Consider the following 20,303-nt stretch of genomic DNA (forward strand, 5'->3'; position numbering starts at 1 on the left):
ATTGGCATGGGCGGAGCGTCATGCTAGGCGTTTTGACCAAGCGATAAAAAAATACGAGTGGGACAGGCTGCATGGCGCAAGCCGCAATCGAGCTGATCGGCATCAACAAGAGTTTTGGCGCCGTGCGCGCCAACCGCGACATCAATCTGCAGATCGTGCGCGGCACCATCCACGGCATCGTCGGCGAGAACGGGGCCGGCAAGTCGACGCTAATGTCGATCCTCTATGGCTTCTACCAGGCCGACAGCGGCGAGGTCCGCGTCGGCGGCCAGCCGGCCTCGATCAAGACGCCCAATGACGCAATCGCGCTCGGCATCGGCATGGTGCATCAGCATTTCATGCTGGTCGACAATTTCTCGGTGCTGGAAAACATCATCCTCGGCGCCGAGAGCGATGCGCTGCTGAAGAAGAGCATAGTCAAGGCGCGCTCCGAACTCGAGCGTCTCGAACGCGAATACGGGCTGGAAGTCGATCCCGATGCGATCATCGAGGAACTGCCGGTCGGCCTGCAGCAGCGCGTCGAGATCCTCAAGGCGCTTTATCGCGGCGCCGAGATCTTGATCCTCGACGAGCCGACGGGCGTGCTTACGCCGGCCGAGGCCGACCATCTGTTCCGCATCCTCAGGCAGTTGAAGGAACAGGGCAAGACGGTGGTGCTGATCACCCACAAACTGCGCGAGATCATGGCCATCACCGACACGGTGTCGGTCATGCGCCAGGGCACGATGGTAGCGACGCGCGAGACCAAGAAGACCACCGTAGAGGAGCTGGCCGAGCTGATGGTCGGGCGACGTGTGCTGCTCAGGGTCGAAAAGGGCGAGGCGGACGCCGGCGGTGTCAAGCTCGCGGTCAAGAACCTGACCGTGAAGGACACTCGCGGCGTCACCATGGTCGACGACATCTCTTTCGATATCAGGGCCGGCGAGATCGTTGGCATCGCCGGTGTCGCCGGCAACGGCCAATCCGAACTGCTCGAGGCGATTTCCGGCATCAGGCGCGCAGTCTCCGGCTCGGTCATGCTCGACGGCAAGCCGATCGACCTGACCGGTGCCGCCGACCCCGGAGAATTGCGCGACCGTGGCCTGGCGCATGTGCCTGAGGACCGCCATCACGTCGGGCTGGTGCTGGCCTTCGAGGAGAATGAGAATTCCATCCTCGGCTATCATGACGACCCCCGCTATCTGAAGGGTCCGTTCCTCAACATCGAGGCCATCCGCAACGATGCCAAGGACAAGATCGCCAAATACGATATCCGCCCGGCGGACTGCCGGCTGAAGACCGCCAATTTCTCCGGCGGCAACCAGCAGAAGATCGTGCTCGCGCGAGAGATGGAACAGGACCCGGGTGTTCTCATCGTCGGCCAACCGACGCGCGGCGTCGATGTCGGCGCCATCGAATTCATCCACAAGCGCCTGATCGCCATGCGCGACCAGGGCAAGGCGGTGCTGGTGGTGTCGGTCGAGCTGGACGAGATCCGTTCGCTTTCCGACCGCATCCTGGTGATGTTTGCCGGCCGCATCGTCGGCGAACGAGGCCCGGAAGCGACCGAAGGCGAGCTCGGCCTGCTAATGGCCGGCGTCGAGCATCAGGAAGCCGCCGAATGAGCACGCCTTACGCCAAACTGCCGGCCTGGGCTGACTACGGCCTGATCCCGCTGATCAATCTGTTCGTCGCCTTCGTCGTCGCCGGCTTCGTCGTGCTTCTGGTCGGCGAGAATCCGTTCCGCGCCGCTGTCATCCTGGTCGAAGGCGCCTTCGGCAAGGGCACAGGTATTGCCTTCACCCTCTTCTATGCCACCACCTTCATATTCACCGGGCTTTCGGTCGCCGTGGCAGCGCATTGTGGCCTGTTCAACATCGGCACCGAGGGGCAGGCCTACATTGCCGGCCTTGGCATCGCCATCGTCTGCCTGAGCTTCGACAGCACACTACCGTGGTGGCTGACCTTTCCGCTGGCGATCGTTGCCGCGGCGCTCGTGGGCGCGTTGTGGGCGCTTATTCCCGCCTACTTGCAGGCCAAGCGCGGCTCGCACATCGTCATCACCACCATCATGTTCAACTTCATCGCCGCCTCGATCATGGTGTACCTGCTGGTCGGGCCGTTGAAGCCGGCAGCATCGCAAGCGCCGCAGACGCGCAACTTCCTCGCCGGCGCGGAATTGCCGAAGCTCAACTGGATCATCGAACTGTTCGGCGCCAAGATCCGTTCGGCGCCGCTCAACATTTCCTTCCTGCTGGCGCTGGCCATGGCCTTCCTGGTCTGGCTGCTGATCTGGCGCACCAAGCTCGGCTATGAGATGCGCACCTACGGCCACAGCCCGAAGGCGGCGCGCTATGCTGGCATTTCCGAAACCCGCATCATCATCACCGCCATGATGATCTCGGGCGCTCTCGCCGGCATGATGGCGCTCAATCCGGTGATGGGCGACCAGCACAATGTCGCCATCGACTTCGTTTCCGGCGCCGGCTTCGTCGGCATCGCCGTGGCGCTGATGGGCCGCCTGCATCCGGTCGGCATCGTGCTGGCGGCGATCCTGTTTGGCATGCTCTATCAGGGCGGCGCCGAACTCGCCTTCGAGATGCCGGCGATCAGCCGCGACATGATCGTCATCATCCAGGGTCTGGTGATCCTGTTTGCCGGCGCCCTCGAGCACATGTTCCGGCCTTACATCCAGGCGCTGTTCGCCTCGCTCAGCCCGCGATCGGTCGGCATGGAAGCGGTCAAGGGGAAGGGTGCCTGAGATGGACGTGTTCAACGCAGTCGTCCAGACACTGGACTCCACCATCCGCCTCTCGGTGCCGCTGCTGCTCGCCTGCCTCGCTGGCCTCTATTCGGAACGCGCCGGCATCTTCGACATCGGCCTCGAAGGCAAGATGCTGGTCGGCGCCTTCGCCGGTGCTGCGGCCGCTTCCGTGTTCCATTCGGCCTTGCTCGGCCTCGGCATGGCGATCCTGATCTCGGTCGCGTTTGCCATGATCCACGGCTTTGCCTCGATCACCCATCGCGGCAACCAGATCGTCTCCGGCGTGGCGATCAATTTCATCGCCGCCGGCTCGACCATCATTCTCGGCCAGGCCTGGTTCCAGCAGGGCGGGCGCACGCCGGCGCTGCAACCGGGCGAGCGCTTCGAGGCCATTACTCTGCCGGGTGCCGACGCCATCCACGACGTGCCGATCCTCGGACCGATCTATGCCGAGCTGCTGTCGGGTCACTCGATCCTGGTCTACCTCGCCTTCGCGATGGTGCCGTTCACCTGGTGGGTGCTGTTTCGCACCCGATTCGGCCTGCGCCTGCGCGCCGTCGGCGAGAACCCGGCCGCCGTCGACACCGCCGGCATCTCCGTCGCCTGGCTGCGCTACCGGGCGCTGATCTGCACCGGCATCCTCACCGGCATTGCCGGCGCCTATCTGTCGATGGTGCAAAATGGCGGCTTCGTCAAGGACATGACCGCCGGCAAGGGCTACATCGCGCTGGCCGCGCTGATCTTCGCCAAGTGGAAGCCGGTCAACGCCATGTTCGCCTGCCTGTTGTTCGGCTTCCTCGACGCGCTGTCGATTCGCCTGCAAGGCTCGCCGCTGCCGATCATCGGCAAGGTGCCGGTGCAGTTCATGCAGGCGCTGCCCTACATCCTCACCGTCATCCTGCTCGCCGGCTTCATCGGCAAGGCCATTCCGCCACGCGCCGGCGGCGTGCCTTACGTGAAGGAACGCTGAGCCGCAGCAACGGGGCGGCTTGGTGCCGGGTTTTGGACACGATCATCGGAGAGAACAGCTGAATGTCGCATGATCTGTTTGAGGCCGCCAAGGCTGCCATGGCCAAGGCCTACGCGCCCTATTCGAAATTTCCGGTGGGCGCTGCCTTGCGCACCGAGGACGGACGTGTCTTTACAGGCGCCAATATCGAGGTCGCGTCCTACCCGGAAGGCTGGTGCGCCGAGACCACAGCGCTCAGCCACTACATCATGGGCGGTGGCGGCAAGATCGTGGAAATCGCCGTTCTTGCCGAGCGCATGGCGAAGTGCTCGCCTTGCGGCGGCTGCCGGCAGCGACTGGCCGAATTCTGCCGGCCGGAAACAAAGCTATATCTCTGCGACAATGCCGGTGTGGCCGAGACCGTGACCATGGGCGAGATGCTGCCCTACGGCTTCCGCGGCGACATTTTGAAATGAACAACGGGCTGAAATGAAGAGCTGGCTGCAATGACGGAAAAGGCTCTCGACCATCTCATCGAAAGACTGGACGGCTTGGCGCCGTTGACAGCGCTGGTGCTGGGTTCGGGCCTGGGCGGGCTGGTCGACCAGATCGAGCATCCGATCCGCATCCCCTATGCCGACCTGCCGGGCTTTCCAAGAAGCGGCGTCACCGGCCATGCCGGTGAAGTGGTCGCGGGGCTGTTTGCCGGTGTGCCGGTGCTGATGCTGTCCGGCCGCGCCCACTACTACGAGCACGGCGTTGCTGCGGCGATGCGACCGGTGCTGGAAGTGCTTGCCGGCATCGGCATCGCGAAACTGATCCTCACCAACGCCGCCGGCTCGGTCGATCCCGACATGCCGCCGGGCTCGGTGATGCTGATATCGGACCACATCAATTTTTCTGGCACCAACCCGCTGATCGGCGAGCCCAGCGACCGCCGCTTCGTTGGTCTCACCGAGGCCTATGATGCCGGCATTCGCAAGGCCATTGAACGGGCGGCGAAAGCGACCGGCACCACGCTGCACAAGGGTGTCTACATGTGGTTCTCGGGGCCATGCTTCGAAACACCCGCTGAAATCCGCATGGCGCGCGTCATGGGCGCCAACGCGGTCGGCATGTCGACCGTACCGGAGGTCATTCTCGCCCGTTTCCTTGGACTGCGCGTCGCCGCTTGTTCGGTCATCACCAATTTGGCGGCCGGCATGACCGGGGCCGAGCTTTCGCACCAGGAGACCAAGGACATGGCGCCGATAGGCGGCGCGCGGCTGGCAAAGATCCTGCAGCGCGTGTTCCGCGACGGACTGCTGGAGAGCTGATGCTTCCCCAGGAAATCATCCGCCGCAAGCGCGATGGCCTGAGGCTGTCGGAGCAGGAGATCGCCGACTTCGTCGAGGGCGTGACGTCAGGGGCCGTTTCGGATGGCCAGGTCGGCGCTTTCGCCATGGCGGTGTTCTTCAACGGAATGAACCGCGACGAGGCTGTGGCGCTGACCCTGGCGATGCGCGATTCCGGTGACGTGCTCGACTGGTCGGACCTGCCCGGCCCGGTCACCGACAAGCATTCGACTGGCGGCGTCGGCGACAATGTTTCGCTGATGCTGGCGCCGATCGTCGCCGCATGCGGCGCTTATGTGCCGATGATATCAGGCCGCGGCCTTGGCCACACCGGCGGCACGCTGGACAAGATGGATGCGATCCCTGGCTACATCAGCCAGCCCGATATTGCACTGTTTCGCAAGGCGGTGCTCGAAACCGGCTGCGCCATCATCGGCCAGACCGCCGACCTCGCGCCGGCCGATCGACGGCTCTATGCCATCCGCGACGTCACCGGCACGGTCGAATCGGTGCCGCTGATCACCGCTTCGATCCTGTCGAAGAAGCTGGCGGCCGGGCTGCAATCGCTGGTGCTCGACGTCAAGGTCGGCAACGGCGCCTTCATGGAAAAATCGCGCGACGCCACCGCACTCGCCAACAGCCTGGTCGAGATCGCCAGTGGCGCCGGGCTGAAGGCTTCGGCGTTGATCACCGGCATGAATGAGCCGCTGGCGTCGGCCGCCGGCAACGCCGTCGAGGTGCGCAACGCCGTCGATTTCCTCACCGGTCGGTTTCGTGACCGTCGGCTCGAGGATGTGACGCTGGCGCTGGCCGCCGAGATGCTGCAGTCGGCGGGACTGGTTTCGTCCAACCAGGATGGCATGCGGCGCGCCACCGAGACGCTCTCCAGCGGCCGCGCCGCCGCCACCTTCGCGCGCATGGTCGCCGTGCTCGGCGGCCCGGCCGATTTCATCGAGAAGCCGGAAAGATACTTGGCTGCGGCGGCGACCGAGTTTGCCGTCAAGGCGACGGCGAATGGCTTCGTCACCGGCATCGCGACCCGCGACATCGGGCTCGCCGTGGTTGGCCTGGGAGGCGGACGCACGCGGCCGGACGACAAGGTCGACCCCGCGGTCGGCATCACCAGGCTGTTGCCGATCGGTGCGGAGGTGAGGAGCGGCGAGCCGCTGGCGCTGGTCCATGCCCGCTCATTGGCCGATGCCGAGGTCGCCGCCGCCGCTGTGCTTTCGGCCTATACGGTCGGCGCTTCGAAGCCGGCCGCCGACAAGTCGGTCATCCGGCGGATTCTGCCGCGGGGCTAGAGCATGATGCCGAAAAGTGTGAAGCGGTTTTCGGACGACATCATGCTTTGTTGGGAAAACGACATGCATAAAATCAAAGACCTAAGGCGCGTCGAACGCGACGCGCTTTAGTTACTGAACGAGCAGCAGCGTGCCGTTCTCGACTTGGTATTTGTTGAGCCGGTTGAGGAAGCTCATGCCGATCAGATTGGTGCGCAGCGCCCTGTCGTCGAGCACGATGGTCTGGACGTCATTGACCGTGATGTTGCCGATCTGCAGGCGGTCGATCATTGCCACGGCCGCCTTGATGGTGCCGTTGGCGGTGCTGACCTCGTGGCTGAAGTCGGAAGCGTTCAGCGACAGCCCGATCCTGCGGGCCGTCGAGGTGTTGATGGCGACCAATGTCGCGCCGGTGTCGATCATGCCGTCGACCTGACGTCCGTTGAGCTTGAAGGCCGACGAGAAATGTCCGCGCTCGTCTGCCGCTACGACGACCTTGCGGCCCATCGGCAGCGGCGCCGCCGGCTTGTCCGGCACTGATGCTAGGTTGATTTCCGGCTGGGCTTTGACGGCGGGTTTGCCGGGCGTCGCTGATTTCAGCAGGTTGTCGACGAGTTGCGGATTCGACTGATACACAATCGGTATCGATGCCGATGTACCGGCAAAAACGCCGAGGATGAGAAGCTTGCGCAGCATGGATCGGCCTCGCCGCATGACCCCGAAAATCGGGATCGATTTTCGGAAAGGATCATGCGCAAAATCAAAGTGCTACAGCGTCCTTTGCGCGTCCGAATGGACGCGCGGCGCTGTAGTGACAGCCGATCGTTAAGCCCGGATGGTGTTTGCCGCTTTAACGCGTGCCAAAACCGCGCCTTTGCGTAAATTTTCGGTAAATTACTTGGTCCCGTACATGCGGTCGCCGGCATCGCCAAGGCCGGGCATGATGTAACCCTTCTCGTTGAGCTGGCGGTCGATCGAAGCGGTGAACACGGGAACATCCGGATGGGCCTTGGTGAAGCGCTCGATGCCCTCGGGCGCGGCCAGCAGGCAAAGGAAACGGATGTTGGTGGCGCCGCGCTCTTTCAATTTGTCGATCGCCGCGATCGCCGAATTGGCGGTCGCCAGCATCGGATCGACGACGATCACCAGACGGTCGGCGAGGTCGCTCGGCGCCTTGAAGAAATACTCGACCGCTTCCAGTGTCTCGTGATCGCGGTAGAGACCGACATGGGCGACGCGGGCGGCCGGCACCAGATCGAGCAGGCCTTCCAGCAAGCCGTTGCCGGCGCGCAGCACCGAGGCGAAGACCAGCTTCTTGCCCTCCAGCGTTGGCGCCTCCATGGTTTCCATCGGCGTTTCGATCGTCGTCGTCGTCAGTTCGAGGTTGCGGGTGACCTCGTAGCCGAGCAGCAGCGATATTTCGCGCAGCAGCCGGCGGAAGCCCGCCGTCGAGGTTTCCTTCTTGCGCATGATGGTCAGCTTGTGCTGGACAAGCGGATGGTCGACGACGGTGACGCCCTGCATGGTGTTCTCCTGATTCCTGCGCCCGAAAGTGCGTGCCATGGTCCTTTCGGACGCGCCGCGTTTCAAGCTGCTTGAGCGAACCCTAGCGACAATGCACCGGCCAAGGAACCGCTTGGCCCGCACCGACCACAGCTTTGTCGGCAGAAATCAGCGTGCCGCGCCGTTCAACCGGGTAAGAAGCGCAGTCTTGGTCTTTTTGTCGACGAAAGCGGCTTCGATGGCCGTTCTGGTGACAGCAGTCAGCGCCTTGTCGTTCATCGAGAAATGCTCGGTGGCGATATCGTATTCACGCTTGAGCGAGGTCCAGAAATAGGGCGGGTCGTCGGAATTGAGCGTCACCTTGCAACCGGCCGCCTGCAGGGCCGGAAACGGATGGTCGGCAAAGCTGTCGAATACCTTGAGCGCGATGTTGGAGCCGGGACAGCATTCCAGCACCACGCCCTCGTCGGCAATGCGACGGACAAGGTCCGGATTCTCGATGGCACGCACGCCATGGCCGATGCGGGACGGACGGATGTGATCGAGCGCCGCCTGGACCGTCTCCCAGCCCGTCAGTTCGCCGGCGTGGATGGTGATGCCGAGCCCGGCCTCGCGGGCGATCTCGAAAGCCCTGACATAGTCCTCCATCTCGCCGATGCGCTCATCGCCGGCGACGCCGAAACCGGTGACCAGCGGATGCCCGCAGCGCGCCGCGAAGCGCGCCGCCTGCTCGATCGACTCGACGCCGACATGGCGCACGCCGGTGACGATCATGCGGCCCTCGATGCCGGTCTTGGCCTTGGCACGGGCCATGCCTTCGCCGAGCGCGTCGGTATAGGCCTTGGGCGACAGGCCCGCCTTCCTGGCATGGTCTGGCGAGGTGAACACCTCGGAATAGATTGCCCCGTCGCGGGCAAGGCTGGTCAGATAATGGTCGGCCAACCGCGCATAGTCCTCCTCAGTGCGAAACAGATCAGAGGAAAAGTCATAAGCCGCGAGGAAGGACGTGAAATCATGCCAGACGAAGGAGCCGTTCTGGATATAGGGCGAGGTGTCCTTGCCGTATTTCTGCGCCTGGCGGATGACGAGTTCGGGCGCCGCTGCCCCTTCAATGTGGCAGTGCAGTTCCGCTTTCAAAGGCATTCAATCATCCCGTCGGTCTGTCCAGGTCTTGAAAACCCGCCACCTGGAAGCGCGGCTGAACACCGCGCCTTAAACAATAGCGCCCGCACCATCGATCGGCTATGGTCCCGCCGGTTTTATGACGGATCAAAAAAATGTCAGCTGAGAGAACCACGGCCGCGGGCGGGATGGAAACCTCCTATGGTTTCAAGCGCGTAGGGGCTGGCGACAAGCAGTCCCTGGTCAACGATGTTTTCCACAAGGTCGCCAACCGCTACGACCTGATGAACGATCTGATGTCGGCCGGCCTGCACCGGCTGTGGAAGGATGCCATGGTGACGTGGCTCAATCCGCCGAAGCGGGCGGGCTGGAAGGTGCTCGACGTTGCCGGAGGCACCGGCGACATCGCCTTCCGCATCGTCGATGCCAGTCATCGCAACGCCCATGCCACCGTGCTCGACATCAATGGCTCGATGCTGGCCGTCGGCCGCGACCGGGCCGAAAAGAAAGGCCTGTCCGGCAACACCGATTTCGTCGAGGCCAATGCCGAGGAACTGCCCTTCGCTGATGCCACATTCGACGCCTACACGATCGCTTTCGGCATCCGCAACGTGCCGCGCATCGATGTCGCGCTGAGTGAAGCGTTTCGCGTGCTGAAGCCGGGCGGGCGCTTCCTGTGCCTGGAATTTTCCGAGGTCGAGATGCCGTTGCTCGACAAGGCCTACGAGGCCTGGTCGTTCAATGCCATTCCGAGGATCGGCAAGATGGTCACCGGCGACGGCGAGCCCTATTCCTATCTGGTCGAATCGATCGCCAGGTTCCCCAATCAGCAGAATTTCGCGACGATGATTTCCCGCGCCGGCTTCGACCGCGTTTCCTTCCGCAATTATTCCGGCGGTATTGCCGCGCTTCATTCGGGCTGGAAGCTTTGAGGCTGGCTCGCATTTCTCGCAGGCGATGTGGTGCGTGCCGGTTCAAAGAGCCGGCAGGACGGGCGCGGCCATGAGCACGGTCAGCGCTGGATTTCGGCTCGTAAGGGCCGGCTGGGTGCTGGTGCGCGAGGGCGTCGTCGCCGCCTTGCCGGGCGAGGAGCTGTCGGGCCTGCCGAAATTCGGCTGGCGGCTGGCGCGATTGTTCACCCGCCGTCGCGCCCTTGCCTATGAGCGCAGCGACCGGCTGGCCAAGGCGGTCGTCCGACTCGGTCCATCCTACGTCAAGCTCGGCCAGTTCCTGGCGACGCGGCCCGACGTCGTCGGCAACGACATGGCGCTCGATCTCGCCATGTTGCAGGACAAGATGCACACCTTCCCGAAGGCTGAAGCCATCACGGCTATCGAGGCTTCCCTCGGGCGCAAGGTCGGCGATCTCTACGCGCAATTCGGCGATCCGGTCGCAGCCGCCTCCATCGCCCAGGTCCATGCCGCCGACACCATCCATGACGGCGTTGCCACCAAGGTGGCGGTCAAGGTGATCCGGCCCGGCGTGCGCCGCCGCTTCTTCCAGGATCTCGAAAGCTATTTCCTCGCCGCCCGCCTGCAGGAAAAATACATCCCGTCGTCACGCCGGCTGCGGCCGGTGGAGGTCACCGAGACGCTGGCGCAGACCACCAAGATCGAGATGGACCTTCGCCTCGAGGCGGCCGCGCTCTCTGAGCTTGGTGAGAACACCAAGGACGATCCCGGCTTCCGTGTGCCATCCGTCGACTGGGAGCGTACCGGCCGCGACGTGCTGACCATGGAATGGGTCGACGGCGTCAAGATGAACGACATTGCTGGCCTGGAGGCCGCAGGCCACGATCTGAAAGCGATCGCCGCCAACCTCATCCAGTCGTTCCTGCGCCATACGCTGCGCGACGGCTTCTTCCACGCCGACATGCACCCGGGCAACCTCTTCGTCGAGGCAAACGGCACCATCGTCGCCGTCGATCTCGGCATTGCCGGCAGGCTCGGCAAGAAGGAGCGCCGCTTCCTCGCCGAAATCCTCTACGGCTTCATCACGCGCGACTATCTGCGCGTCGCCGAAGTGCATTTCGAGGCCGGCTACGTGCCGCGCCAGCACAATGTCGCGGCCTTCGCGCAGGCGATCCGGGCGATCGGTGAGCCGATCCACGGCCAGCCTGCCGAGACCATTTCGATGGCCAAGCTTTTGACGCTGCTGTTCGAGGTGACCGAACTCTTCGACATGGCGACGCGGCCGGAACTGATCCTGCTGCAAAAGACCATGGTGGTGGTCGAGGGCGTCGCGCGCACGCTCGACCCGGCCTTCAACATGTGGAAGGCGGCCGAACCGGTGGTCGGCGGCTGGATCGCCGGCAACCTTGGTCCACGTGGCATGATGATCGATGCGCGCGACGGCGCCAGGGCGCTGCTGACGTTGGCCCGCCAGATGCCGGAGCTTGCAGCGCGCACGGACCGGCTGTCGCGCGAGATCGACCTGATGGCCGAGCACGGCCTGCGCTTCGACGAGACAACCGCGCGCGCCATCGGCAAGGCCGAGGCGCGTTACAGCCGCTCTGGCCGCCTGGCGCTGTGGGTGATCGCGCTGACGCTGGTCTATATCGCCTGGAAGATCATCTAGACCCCGACGGATCGGTTTGGCCAACTTGCAGTAATCTGATAGCATTGCTATCATTGCACTCGGCAGTCACAGCTGAGTGCAATCAGATGGCCAGCATCACGATCCGCAACCTTGACGATGAGGTCAAGGAGTTGCTGCGTCGATTGGCGGCGGAAAACGACCGCTCCATGGAAGAGCAGGCGCGGGTTATGATCCGCGCCGCCGTTGACGGGCAGATCGGCCCAGTGGGTCGCATCGATCAGATTGAGAAAACGCTGCGCGAACTGACCAGCGTGCACGGCGCGGCGACCCCGGCTACCGCGCTGGCAGGAAAGAGCGTGCCGCGCGGCAGCCTTTCCGGCAAGCGCATCCTGCTCATCATCGGTGGCGGCATTGCCGCCTACAAGGCGCTCGATCTGATCCGTCGGCTGCGCGAGCGCGGAGCTGCGGTTCGGGTGGTCATGACATCGGCCGCGCAGGAATTCGTCACCACGCTGTCGGTCGGCGCGCTCTCCGCCGACCATGTCTTTACCGAACTGTTCGACCGCAATGACGAGCATGATGTCGGCCATATCAGGCTGTCGCGCGAGGCCGATCTGCTGGTGGTAGCGCCCGCCACCGCCGACCTGATGGCCAAGCTCGCCAACGGCCACGCCAACGATCTTGCCTCCACCGTGCTTGTCGCCACAGACAAGCCTGTGTTGATGGCGCCAGCCATGAACCCAAGAATGTGGGCGCATCCGGCCACCCGCCGCAACCGCGCGACGCTACAAAAGGACGGCATCTCTTTTATCGGTCCGGCCAAAGGCGAGATGGCCGAGAGTAATGAGGCGGGCGAAGGCCGCATGGCCGAACCGCTGGAGATCGTCGCCGCGATCGAGGCGCTGCTCGATGTCGGCCCCAGGCCGCTGTCGGGGCGCAAGATCATCGTCACCTCCGGCCCGACGCATGAGCCGATCGACCCGGTGCGCTACATCGCCAACCGTTCGTCGGGCAAGCAGGGCCATGCCATCGCGGCAGCATTGGCCAGGCTCGGCGCCGATGTGCACCTCGTCTCCGGCCCTGTCGGCATCGCCGATCCGGCAGGCGTGAAGACCATCCATGTCGAACGTGCACAAGAGATGCGCGATGCGGTGGAACAGCTCCTGCCCGCCGACGCGGCGGTGTTCGTCGCCGCCGTTGCCGACTGGCGCAGCGAGAATTCGGCCGGTGAAAAGATCAAGAAGGTCGCGGGCGAAGGGCCACCGGTGCTGCGCATGGTGGAGAATCCCGACATCCTCGCCGGCGTCGGCCATCACAGCCAGCGACCCGGCCTGGTGATCGGCTTCGCCGCCGAGACACAGAATCTCCTGCGCAACGCCGAGGCAAAGCTAAAGAAGAAAGGCGCCGATCTCATCGTCGCCAACGACGTGTCACAGGCCAGCGGCGTCGGTCCTTCGGGCGTGATGGGAGGCGATCGCAACCGGGTGCGGATCGTGTCCAAGGCAGGTGTCGAGGGATGGCCCGAGATGAGCAAGGACGAAGTGGCGGCCCGGCTCGCCGCCCTGATCGCCGAACGGCTTAAAACGATCGTCGTTTGAGCCGGCGCAAAGATGTCCTGCCGCCACGTTCTGCCGCAGTGACGCACCACCTCTTGCCGAGAGACGGCATTCAGGCGGCGCGCCTCAAGTCCTGCGGCTCTACATCAATTGGTCAAAAGCTCCGCGGTCCGGGCAAGCGCACCGGCAAAGCCGTTGAGCGGAATGGAAAAGCTCACCGCCTGTCCTGTGTCGGCCGCCAAGGCGTCGATCTTGAGGGTGGTCCCTGATTTCAGCAGCGGCGTGACAGTCGCATCGAACGCCACCGGCACCAGACAGCCGACGACCTGGCAGGTGTTGAATGCCAGGCTGCCGTCCAGTTTCTGATCGTCGATAGTCAGGCTGACCCCCTTGGCCAGGGTCAGCCCGAACGGCAGCGCAAGCGTTCCCGTGGCATCCTCGCCAGTCTTGCTCGACAGCTCGATCGCCAGCAGGCGCTGATTGCTTTGCTTGTTGAATTGCTGATGCAACAGGCTGCAGGTCTTGGTGGTGCCCAATATCTGGCAATTGACCGTCCAGTCGCCGTGGGTTTCGGACAGTGCCGACGCGCCCCCGGGCAGCTGCGGCGCATCGGCGACGGGCGGCGCCGCCACCTTGTCGCCCTTGGTTTGCGCTGCGACGGCCGGCACACCGACGACGCAGGCCATGCCCAGCATCGCCACGAAATACGCGTACTTGCTCATCAAGACCCTCCCGCCGGGCTCCGCCTCGGGTCAGCTAGAAACTGACCTTGAGAGACGCGCTGATAGCGCTCTGTTCAACTGTTTCACCGAAGGCGCCATCATAGCTGACGGACATGCCGACGCCATTCGGCTCAAGGTCGGCGCCGACCCGATAGAGCGGCGAATCGACGGCCTCCGTCAAGTGCAATGCGGGGTCGCCAGGCAGATTCTCCGCCGCCGCGAAGCGGCCTTCGGCGGATGACAAGCCGATTTCGTTTCGATCGACGCTGGCCATGGCATCGCCGCGCAAACACCCTATATCAATGGACAGTGTTTTTTGCGCGGGAATGAGCCGATGTCGGCGCTTCGACCATCAACAATCTTCACATCGGCAATGCTGGCCACGGCAATGCTGGTGGGCGCTTGCCTGCCAGCTTCCGCGCAGGCCCTCAATCCCGCCACCGACAACAACGCGCTCATCCGGCAAAACGACCTGCAAATCCTGCAAAACAGGGTGCAGAGGCAGCAATACCAGCAGCAACAGCAGCAGTATCGTGCCCAGGACCGCCAGATCATCCGGCAGCCGCCACCGGTCGTGCAGGAATTCAAGCCAAACTGCCAGACGCAGATAATCGGCACCACCGCCGTGAGCAATTGCCGCTGACATCCAGGCGCTTTTCATTTATTTAGCCGACTTATGTATTCGGAGTGCCTTTCGGCACGCGCGAAAGTTTTGGTTTTGCAACGACGCCTTGTCGCGCTATGCGGCATTGCATCGACTGGATTCAAGAATGGCAGCCACTAAGAAAAAGGCAGTACGCAAGGCAAAGAAGGGCGAGACGATCCGCCAGGTGGCGGCTATTCCCTTTCGACTGAACGCGCGCGGCGATACCGAGGTGATGCTGGTCACGTCGCGAACCACGAGACGCTTCATTGTCCCCAAGGGATGGCCGATGAAGGGCAAGAGCGGACGCAAGGCGGCCACCATCGAGGCACAGGAGGAAGCCGGTGTGCTCGGCAAGACGCTGAAGCAGCCGGCGGGCACCTATTCCTACTGGAAGCGGCTGGCCAACCGCTTTGTCCGCGTCGACGTCATCGTCTATCTGCTTGAGGTGACGGAGGAGCTGGTTGACTGGCAGGAAGCCAAACGACGCCAGCGGGCCTGGCTGGCGCCGGCCGACGCGGCCATGCTCATCGATGAGCCCGACCTTTCGACGTTGGTGAAGACGCTGAAGCTTCCTCAGCCTGTGCCGGTCGATCAGGCATAAAGCCTCACTCGCCGGCGTCATCCCCTTCGGGAAACGGCCGTACAGGCGTGCCGGTATAGGCCCACAACCACTCGCGCGGCAGCGGCCCCTTGTTTCGCTCGGCCTGCTGCGACTGCTCCCAGGCATGCGCCAGGATGCCGACCGAGCGTGACAGCACGAAAAGCCCGCGCGTCAGCGGCGGCGGAAAGCCGAGTTCGCCATAGATGACTGCGGTGGCGCCATCGATGTTGAGCGGTATCTTCTTCCCCTTGCGCCGTGCGACGTCCGTCTCGATCGCCTCGGCGATGTCCGCGAAACGTCCATTGACGACACCGCGCGCGGCAAATTCGCGGGTCAGTTCCAGCAGGCGCGGCGCGCGCGGATCGACAGGATGGAAGCGGTGTCCGAGCCCCGGTACATAGCCCTTCTCCTCGGCGAAGAACCGGTCGAGCCGTGCCGAGACCGCTTCATTCAGCGTCATCCCGGCATCGATCGCCACGGCAATGTCACCGTAGAAGGACAGCGCCTGTTCGCCGGCACCGCCATGCACGTCGCCGAGAACATTGATGGCCGAGGCCATGGCGCTGTTGATGCCGACGCCGCAGGTTGCCGCCATGCGCGCGATGGCGATCGACGGCGCCTGCGGTCCGTGGTCGACGGCGGCACCGAGTGCAATGCCGAGCAGCGAGGCCTGATCCTCGCTGGGCAGTTCGCCACGCAGCATCAGCCAGATCATCGCCGGGAAGCTGACGCGGCCGATCAGATCCTGGATCTCGTAGCCGCGCAGCCGGATGACACCCGGCCGCATCTCTATGATGTCGGTCTGCCACCATTCCTCGCCGCGCTCGCGGCCAGTCTTCTTCTCCGTGCCGCTCATGCCCGTGCCTTTGCCTTGGCGCGGGGCGGCAGGTCGGCGAAAACCTCATCCATATGCTCACCTAGCGCCGGTGGCGGCTTGGTCGGCAAGGGCGCCGCGCCATTGACCATAAAGCCGCCGCGCAGAACGGTCAACGGCTTGTCCATGCCAGCCACATCATCAAAATCGGTGGTCACCTGGCGTTCGAGCACTTGCGGCTCGGCCAGAACTTGCGGGATCGTCAGCACCCTGCCGGCGGGCACGCCGGCACGATTGAGCGTCTCTTCCCAGTCCCCCGCCGGGGCGCTCGCCAAGGCGTCCTCGATCTCGACTTTTAGCGCCGCACGGTTGCGCTTGCGCGTCTCGCGCTCGGCAAAGCGAGCATCCCCGGCCAGTTCCGGCCGGCCGATCAGCCGGCACAGCGTCACGAACTGCTCCTGCTTATTGGCGGCGATGTTGAGCAGCCCGTCGCCGGTGCGAAACGCGCCAGAGGGTGCAGCAGTCATGTTCTCATTGCCCATTGGCTGGGGATCGACACCTGCGGTCAGGTAGTTGGAGACCGGCCAGCCAAGTGCGGAAAGCGTGCATTCGAGCATCGAGACGTCGAGAAAGGCACCCTCGCCGCTCGTCTTCTGCCGCACCAGCGCCGAGGCGATGGAGAACGCGCCGACCAGTCCGCCAAGCGTGTCGGCGACCGGATAGCCGACCCGAAGCGGCGCGGTTTCAGGGGTGCCGGTGATGCTCATGATCCCCGACAGCCCCTGGATGATCTGGTCATAGGCGGGATTGTCGCGCATCGGTCCGGTCTGGCCGAAGCCCGATATTGCACAATAGACGAGGCCGGGACGGACCGCCTTCAGCGCCTCGTAGCCAAGGCCGAGCCGATCCATCACGCCGGGGCGGAAATTCTCCACCAGTGCATCGGCGCTGGCGACCAGATCGAGGAAGCGCTCGCGATCGGCTGGCTTCTTGAGGTCGAGCGTCACCGATCGTTTGCCGGCGTTCTGCGCCAGGAACGAGGCGCCCATGCCGGCGCTGTTGAGCTTTGGTGACCCGCCGAGCTGGCGGGCCAGGTCGCCGCCTTGCGGTGCCTCGACCTTGATCACGTCAGCGCCGAGCAGCGCCAGCTGATAGGCGCAATAGGGGCCGGCCAGGACGTTGGTCAGGTCGAGGACGCGAATACCGGCAAGCAGTTCTGTCATAGCATCAGGAATCGATCAGGCATCGCCAGGCACATGCTCCGGTCCGCGCCGACGCCGATGCTCGATGAAGGCCCAGATATGCGGGCCGGCAAGCCCGATGAAGGCGAGCGTCAGCAGCGTCAGCGACAGCTTGTGGGTGTAAAACACCGACCAGTCGCCATTCGAGATGGTCATCGCCCGGCGAAACTGGGTTTCGGCAAGTGGCCCCAGGATCATGCCGATGATGACGGGCGCGGTCGGGAAATCGAAACGCCGCATCAGGAAGCCGGCCGCCCCCAGGAGATAGAGGATGACGAGGTCGATAGGCGATTGCGAAATGCCATAGGTGCCGACCGTGGCGAACACCAGGATGCCGGCATAGAGCTGCGGCGCCGGGATTTTCAGCAGCCGCACCCACAGCCCGATCAGCGGCAGGTTGAGGATGACGAGGATGACGTTGGCGATGAACAGGCTGGCGATCAGCCCCCAGACGAGGTCGCCCTGGGTCGTCAGAAGCAGCGGCCCAGGATTGATGCCGTAGCTCTGGAACGCGGAGAGCATGATCGCCGCCGTCGCCGAGGTTGGCAGGCCAAGCGTCAGCATCGGCACCAGCACGCCGGCTGCGGACGCATTGTTGGCAGCCTCGGGCCCGGCAACGCCTTCGATGGCGCCGACCGTGCCGAACTCTTCCTTGTGCTTCGACAGCTTCTTTTCGATCGCATAGGACAGGAAGGTCGGGATTTCGGCACCGCCGGCCGGCATGGCGCCGATCGGGAAGCCGATCGCAGCGCCCCGCAGCCAGGGTTTCCACGAACGGCCCCACTCGGCGGATGTCATGTAGAGCGAGCCCTTCAGCGGCACGATCTCGTCCTTGCCGGCATAGCGGCGCGAGGCCATGTAGAGCGTCTCGCCGACGGCAAACAGGCCGACGGCGGCAATGATGACGTCGACGCCGTCGAGCAATTCGGTCATGCCGAAGGTGAAGCGCGGCTGGCCAGTCTGCAGGTCGACGCCGATCATGCCGATGACGAAGCCGGCGAACAGGCTGGTCAGGCCGCGCACAGAGGACGACCCGAGCACCGCAGAAACGGTGATAAAGGCCAGCACCATCAGCGAGAAATATTCGGCCGGGCCGAAGGCCAACGCGAACTTGACCACCACCGGCGCCAGAAAGGCGACGCCCATCGTGCCGATCGTGCCGGCGACGAAAGAGCCGATCGCCGAGGTGGCAAGTGCCGCACCGCCGCGGCCGGACCGCGCCATCTTGTTGCCTTCCAGCGCGGTGACGATGGTGGCGCTTTCGCCGGGCGTGTTGAGCAGGATCGAGGTCGTCGAGCCGCCATACATGGCGCCGTAATAGATACCGGCGAACAGGATGAAAGAGGCCTCCGGCGCCACCTGATAGGTGATGGGCAGCAGTAAGGCGATGGTCAGCGCCGGCCCGAGACCGGGCAGCACGCCAATGGCGGTGCCGAGTGTGGTGCCGAGCAGGCACCACAGAAGATTGACCGGGGTAAAGGCAACCGAGAAGCCATGTGCGAGATGGCCGAGCGTTTCCATGGCATCAGCCTCCAAACGTGCCGATGATCGCATCGATCACCGTGTCCAGCTGGTTCTCGATGAAGCCGGCACCGATGTTGACGCCGAGCGCCCTGGCGAAGCCAAAATAGGCGGCCAGCGCCAGGATCAGGCCGAGCACTGCGTCGCGCAGCGTGCGCTTGCTGCCGAAGCCGTAGCAGACGAGAACGAACATGATGACGGATGCCGCCGTGAAGCCGAGCGGCTGGATGAGCAGCAGATTGGCCAGCAAGCCGATGACGACGAAACCCATCGCCTTCCAGTCTGTCGGCGTTTCCCTTTCCTCCTCCGGCTGCCAGCCACCGCGAAGTGCGGCAAGGATAAGCAACAGGGAAAGCACCACCAGACCAACCATGGTGAGGTAGGGAAAGACGGTCGGGCCGACCTTCGAGTAGAGCGGCGACACCGGAATCGCCAGCGTCTGCCAGGCGACCGCGCCGGCGCAGGCCAGAAGCCCGACGCCGATCAACGATTCCGGCACGGCAAGGCGCCGCGGCGCCACCTGCTGGTCGCTGGTGCTCATGATTGTCCTCCCCAGGATAGCTGGCCCAATATGGTTGGCCAAGATGCCCGGCACCGCACGGCGGGTTCTCACCGCAGGTTCATGCCGGCTTTGCATTCCATGCGAGAAGGGGCGGCGCGTGCCGCCCCTTCAGGGGAGATCAGGCAAGCCCGAGGTCCTTCAGGATGGCTTCGATACGGGCCGAATCCTCGGTGACGAACTTCGCATAATCGTCGCCGGTGAGCAGAATCGACGTCCAGTTGCGGTTTTTGCACTCGGTCGCCCAGGCATCGCTCTTGGCCATGGTCTCGACCAGAGTGATCATCGCCGCCTTGTCTGCATCGGAGACGCCGGGAGGTGCGAAAACGCCGCGCCAGTTGAACAGTTCGACATCGATGCCGGCTTCTCTCATCGTCGGCGCATCGATGCCGTCCTGGCGCTTGTCGGCCGAGATGGCGAGCAGCCGCAGCGCGCCCGCCTTGATCTGTTCGGAGAACTCGCCGAAGCCGGAGATGCCGGCAGCGACCTGGTTGCCGAGCAGCGCCGACAAGGCCTCGCCGCCGCCAGCGAACGGTACGTAGGACAGGTTTGTAGCCGGCACGCCAACAGTCTTGGCAATCAGCCCGAACAGGATATGGTCCGAACCGCCGGCCGAGCCGCCAGCGACAGGAACCTTTGTCGGATCGGCCTTGAGCGCGGCGACGAAATCGGCGGCCGTCTTGAACGGCGAGTCCGCCGGCACCACCAGCGCCTCGAACTCGCCAGTGAGGCGCGCGATCGGCGTGACTTGCGTCAAATTGTTGGCAGCCTTGTTGGCGATAATGGCGCCAACCATGACCATGCCGGCAACCATGAGCGAATTGCCCTTGCCGTTCCACTGGCTGATGAACTGCGGCAGCCCGACCGTGCCACCGGCGCCGCCGACATTGGTGATCTGCGAACCGGAGATGAGCTTTTCGCTGCGCAGCACCTGATCCATCGTGCGCGCCGTCTGGTCCCAGCCGCCGCCAGGCGCGGCAGGCACGAAGAGCTGTATCTGGGGTGCACCTTCCGCGAAAGCTGGAGAAAGATGCGACGCCACCAGCCCGGCGGCGCCCGCGGCTGCGGTGCTCATCAAAAATCTGCGTCTGTTCAGCATGGGATTCCTCCAGATCACGACACCTCCTCCGGTGCCTGCCAAAACGCGCCTGCATCCAGACCCGTAATCGAGTTC

The 20,303-nt window shown here is 64.0% G+C and carries 21 protein-coding genes; 11 read left to right on the forward strand and 10 right to left on the reverse strand.

Annotated elements, in window-relative coordinates; all coding sequences use genetic code 11:
- Window positions 1–71: 71 nt before the first annotated feature.
- The 6 genes from ASD99_RS19430 to deoA all read left to right on the forward strand — a co-directional run bounded on the left by ASD99_RS19430 (window position 72) and on the right by deoA (window position 6,327).
- A complete protein-coding gene (locus tag ASD99_RS19430; protein WP_057144616.1) occupies window positions 72–1,604 on the forward strand; it encodes an ABC transporter ATP-binding protein in 1,533 nt (510 codons plus the stop codon).
- Window positions 1,601–2,740: an ABC transporter permease gene (locus tag ASD99_RS19435; protein WP_056595047.1), complete on the forward strand. Its 1,140-nt coding sequence runs from the start codon at window positions 1,601–1,603 to the stop codon at window positions 2,738–2,740. The genes ASD99_RS19430 and ASD99_RS19435 overlap by 4 nt, the downstream gene beginning before the upstream one ends.
- 1 nt (window position 2,741) lies before the next feature.
- Window positions 2,742–3,713: an ABC transporter permease gene (locus ASD99_RS19440; RefSeq protein WP_057144617.1), complete on the forward strand. Its 972-nt coding sequence runs from the start codon at window positions 2,742–2,744 to the stop codon at window positions 3,711–3,713.
- Between the two features lie 62 nt (window positions 3,714–3,775).
- Window positions 3,776–4,168: a cytidine deaminase gene (cdd, locus tag ASD99_RS19445; protein WP_056595042.1), complete on the forward strand. Its 393-nt coding sequence runs from the start codon at window positions 3,776–3,778 to the stop codon at window positions 4,166–4,168.
- A 30-nt stretch (window positions 4,169–4,198) separates the two neighbouring features.
- Window positions 4,199–5,008, forward strand: a complete 810-nt coding sequence (locus ASD99_RS19450; RefSeq protein WP_056595041.1) for a purine-nucleoside phosphorylase — start codon at window positions 4,199–4,201, stop codon at window positions 5,006–5,008.
- A complete protein-coding gene (gene deoA, locus ASD99_RS19455; protein ID WP_056595039.1) occupies window positions 5,008–6,327 on the forward strand; it encodes a thymidine phosphorylase in 1,320 nt (439 codons plus the stop codon). The genes ASD99_RS19450 and deoA overlap by 1 nt, the downstream gene beginning before the upstream one ends.
- A 111-nt stretch (window positions 6,328–6,438) precedes the next feature.
- On the opposite strand, the gene ASD99_RS19460 is transcribed toward deoA, so the two are convergent.
- From ASD99_RS19460 to ASD99_RS19470, 3 genes are all read right to left on the reverse strand, one after another.
- Entirely contained in the window at window positions 6,439–7,002 is a 564-nt protein-coding gene (locus ASD99_RS19460) for a TIGR02281 family clan AA aspartic protease (protein WP_056595037.1), read from the reverse strand.
- 198 nt (window positions 7,003–7,200) lie between these two features.
- Window positions 7,201–7,830, reverse strand: a complete 630-nt coding sequence (gene upp, locus ASD99_RS19465) for a uracil phosphoribosyltransferase (protein WP_023671129.1) — start codon at window positions 7,828–7,830, stop codon at window positions 7,201–7,203.
- Window positions 7,831–7,977: 147 nt separating this feature from the next.
- Window positions 7,978–8,952, reverse strand: a complete 975-nt coding sequence (locus tag ASD99_RS19470) for an adenosine deaminase (protein ID WP_056595035.1) — start codon at window positions 8,950–8,952, stop codon at window positions 7,978–7,980.
- Between the two features lie 134 nt (window positions 8,953–9,086).
- Between ASD99_RS19470 and ubiE the strand changes: the two genes are divergently transcribed.
- From ubiE to coaBC, 3 genes are all read left to right on the forward strand, one after another.
- Window positions 9,087–9,863 (forward strand): bifunctional demethylmenaquinone methyltransferase/2-methoxy-6-polyprenyl-1,4-benzoquinol methylase UbiE, encoded by a 777-nt coding sequence (ubiE, locus tag ASD99_RS19475; RefSeq protein ID WP_057144618.1) that lies wholly within the window; start codon window positions 9,087–9,089, stop codon window positions 9,861–9,863.
- 70 nt (window positions 9,864–9,933) lie between these two features.
- Window positions 9,934–11,508, forward strand: a complete 1,575-nt coding sequence (gene ubiB, locus ASD99_RS19480) for a 2-polyprenylphenol 6-hydroxylase (RefSeq protein WP_057144899.1) — start codon at window positions 9,934–9,936, stop codon at window positions 11,506–11,508.
- Window positions 11,509–11,594: 86 nt separating this feature from the next.
- Window positions 11,595–13,067, forward strand: a complete 1,473-nt coding sequence (gene coaBC / locus ASD99_RS19485; RefSeq protein ID WP_056595031.1) for a bifunctional phosphopantothenoylcysteine decarboxylase/phosphopantothenate--cysteine ligase CoaBC — start codon at window positions 11,595–11,597, stop codon at window positions 13,065–13,067.
- 104 nt (window positions 13,068–13,171) lie between these two features.
- On the opposite strand, the gene ASD99_RS19490 is transcribed toward coaBC, so the two are convergent.
- Together ASD99_RS19490 and ASD99_RS19495 are read right to left on the reverse strand one after the other, a co-directional pair.
- Window positions 13,172–13,747, reverse strand: a complete 576-nt coding sequence (locus ASD99_RS19490) for an invasion associated locus B family protein (protein ID WP_057144619.1) — start codon at window positions 13,745–13,747, stop codon at window positions 13,172–13,174.
- A gap of 34 nt (window positions 13,748–13,781) precedes the next feature.
- Entirely contained in the window at window positions 13,782–14,021 is a 240-nt protein-coding gene (locus ASD99_RS19495; protein ID WP_156389033.1) for a hypothetical protein, read from the reverse strand.
- A gap of 60 nt (window positions 14,022–14,081) precedes the next feature.
- Between ASD99_RS19495 and ASD99_RS19500 the strand changes: the two genes are divergently transcribed.
- On the forward strand, window positions 14,082–14,390 hold the full coding sequence (locus tag ASD99_RS19500; RefSeq protein ID WP_056595023.1) for a hypothetical protein: 309 nt from the start codon (window positions 14,082–14,084) through the stop codon (window positions 14,388–14,390).
- A 127-nt stretch (window positions 14,391–14,517) separates the two neighbouring features.
- On the forward strand, window positions 14,518–14,994 hold the full coding sequence (locus ASD99_RS19505) for an NUDIX hydrolase (protein WP_056595021.1): 477 nt from the start codon (window positions 14,518–14,520) through the stop codon (window positions 14,992–14,994).
- A gap of 4 nt (window positions 14,995–14,998) precedes the next feature.
- Here ASD99_RS19505 and ASD99_RS19510 read toward each other — a convergent pair whose 3' ends face one another.
- The 5 genes from ASD99_RS19510 to ASD99_RS19530 all read right to left on the reverse strand — a co-directional run bounded on the left by ASD99_RS19510 (window position 14,999) and on the right by ASD99_RS19530 (window position 20,228).
- A complete protein-coding gene (locus tag ASD99_RS19510) occupies window positions 14,999–15,850 on the reverse strand; it encodes a citryl-CoA lyase (protein ID WP_057144621.1) in 852 nt (283 codons plus the stop codon).
- Window positions 15,847–17,031: a CaiB/BaiF CoA transferase family protein gene (locus ASD99_RS19515; protein WP_057144622.1), complete on the reverse strand. Its 1,185-nt coding sequence runs from the start codon at window positions 17,029–17,031 to the stop codon at window positions 15,847–15,849. Before ASD99_RS19515 ends, ASD99_RS19510 begins: the two co-directional genes overlap by 4 nt.
- A 15-nt stretch (window positions 17,032–17,046) precedes the next feature.
- Complete coding sequence (locus ASD99_RS19520) at window positions 17,047–18,570, reverse strand: tripartite tricarboxylate transporter permease (protein ID WP_056595015.1); 1,524 nt, start codon at window positions 18,568–18,570, stop codon at window positions 17,047–17,049.
- A gap of 4 nt (window positions 18,571–18,574) precedes the next feature.
- On the reverse strand, window positions 18,575–19,111 hold the full coding sequence (locus ASD99_RS19525) for a tripartite tricarboxylate transporter TctB family protein (RefSeq protein ID WP_056595013.1): 537 nt from the start codon (window positions 19,109–19,111) through the stop codon (window positions 18,575–18,577).
- A gap of 139 nt (window positions 19,112–19,250) precedes the next feature.
- On the reverse strand, window positions 19,251–20,228 hold the full coding sequence (locus ASD99_RS19530) for a Bug family tripartite tricarboxylate transporter substrate binding protein (protein ID WP_056595011.1): 978 nt from the start codon (window positions 20,226–20,228) through the stop codon (window positions 19,251–19,253).
- Between the last annotated feature and the right edge of the window lie 75 nt (window positions 20,229–20,303).

Source organism: Mesorhizobium sp. Root695 (assembly GCF_001428185.1).
Taxonomy (GTDB): domain Bacteria; phylum Pseudomonadota; class Alphaproteobacteria; order Rhizobiales; family Rhizobiaceae; genus Mesorhizobium.

Bases quoted from the DNA above. Each gene is read 5' to 3' on its own strand.
- ASD99_RS19525 (WP_056595013.1), bottom strand. From the start codon at position 19,111: ATGAGCACCAGCGACCAGCAGGTGGCGCCGCGGCGCCTTGCCGTGCCG.
- ASD99_RS19515 (WP_057144622.1), bottom strand. From the start codon at position 17,031: ATGACAGAACTGCTTGCCGGTATTCGCGTCCTCGACCTGACCAACGTC.
- ASD99_RS19450 (WP_056595041.1), top strand. From the start codon at position 4,199: ATGACGGAAAAGGCTCTCGACCATCTCATCGAAAGACTGGACGGCTTG.
- coaBC (WP_056595031.1), top strand. From the start codon at position 11,595: ATGGCCAGCATCACGATCCGCAACCTTGACGATGAGGTCAAGGAGTTG.
- ASD99_RS19490 (WP_057144619.1), bottom strand. From the start codon at position 13,747: ATGAGCAAGTACGCGTATTTCGTGGCGATGCTGGGCATGGCCTGCGTC.
- ASD99_RS19430 (WP_057144616.1), top strand. From the start codon at position 72: ATGGCGCAAGCCGCAATCGAGCTGATCGGCATCAACAAGAGTTTTGGC.
- ASD99_RS19520 (WP_056595015.1), bottom strand. From the start codon at position 18,570: ATGGAAACGCTCGGCCATCTCGCACATGGCTTCTCGGTTGCCTTTACC.
- ASD99_RS19510 (WP_057144621.1), bottom strand. From the start codon at position 15,850: ATGAGCGGCACGGAGAAGAAGACTGGCCGCGAGCGCGGCGAGGAATGG.
- deoA (WP_056595039.1), top strand. From the start codon at position 5,008: ATGCTTCCCCAGGAAATCATCCGCCGCAAGCGCGATGGCCTGAGGCTG.
- cdd (WP_056595042.1), top strand. From the start codon at position 3,776: ATGTCGCATGATCTGTTTGAGGCCGCCAAGGCTGCCATGGCCAAGGCC.
- ASD99_RS19470 (WP_056595035.1), bottom strand. From the start codon at position 8,952: ATGCCTTTGAAAGCGGAACTGCACTGCCACATTGAAGGGGCAGCGGCG.
- ASD99_RS19500 (WP_056595023.1), top strand. From the start codon at position 14,082: ATGTCGGCGCTTCGACCATCAACAATCTTCACATCGGCAATGCTGGCC.
- ASD99_RS19440 (WP_057144617.1), top strand. From the start codon at position 2,742: ATGGACGTGTTCAACGCAGTCGTCCAGACACTGGACTCCACCATCCGC.
- ubiE (WP_057144618.1), top strand. From the start codon at position 9,087: ATGTCAGCTGAGAGAACCACGGCCGCGGGCGGGATGGAAACCTCCTAT.
- ASD99_RS19530 (WP_056595011.1), bottom strand. From the start codon at position 20,228: ATGCTGAACAGACGCAGATTTTTGATGAGCACCGCAGCCGCGGGCGCC.
- ASD99_RS19435 (WP_056595047.1), top strand. From the start codon at position 1,601: ATGAGCACGCCTTACGCCAAACTGCCGGCCTGGGCTGACTACGGCCTG.
- ASD99_RS19505 (WP_056595021.1), top strand. From the start codon at position 14,518: ATGGCAGCCACTAAGAAAAAGGCAGTACGCAAGGCAAAGAAGGGCGAG.
- upp (WP_023671129.1), bottom strand. From the start codon at position 7,830: ATGCAGGGCGTCACCGTCGTCGACCATCCGCTTGTCCAGCACAAGCTG.
- ASD99_RS19460 (WP_056595037.1), bottom strand. From the start codon at position 7,002: ATGCTGCGCAAGCTTCTCATCCTCGGCGTTTTTGCCGGTACATCGGCA.
- ubiB (WP_057144899.1), top strand. From the start codon at position 9,934: ATGAGCACGGTCAGCGCTGGATTTCGGCTCGTAAGGGCCGGCTGGGTG.
- ASD99_RS19495 (WP_156389033.1), bottom strand. From the start codon at position 14,021: ATGGCCAGCGTCGATCGAAACGAAATCGGCTTGTCATCCGCCGAAGGC.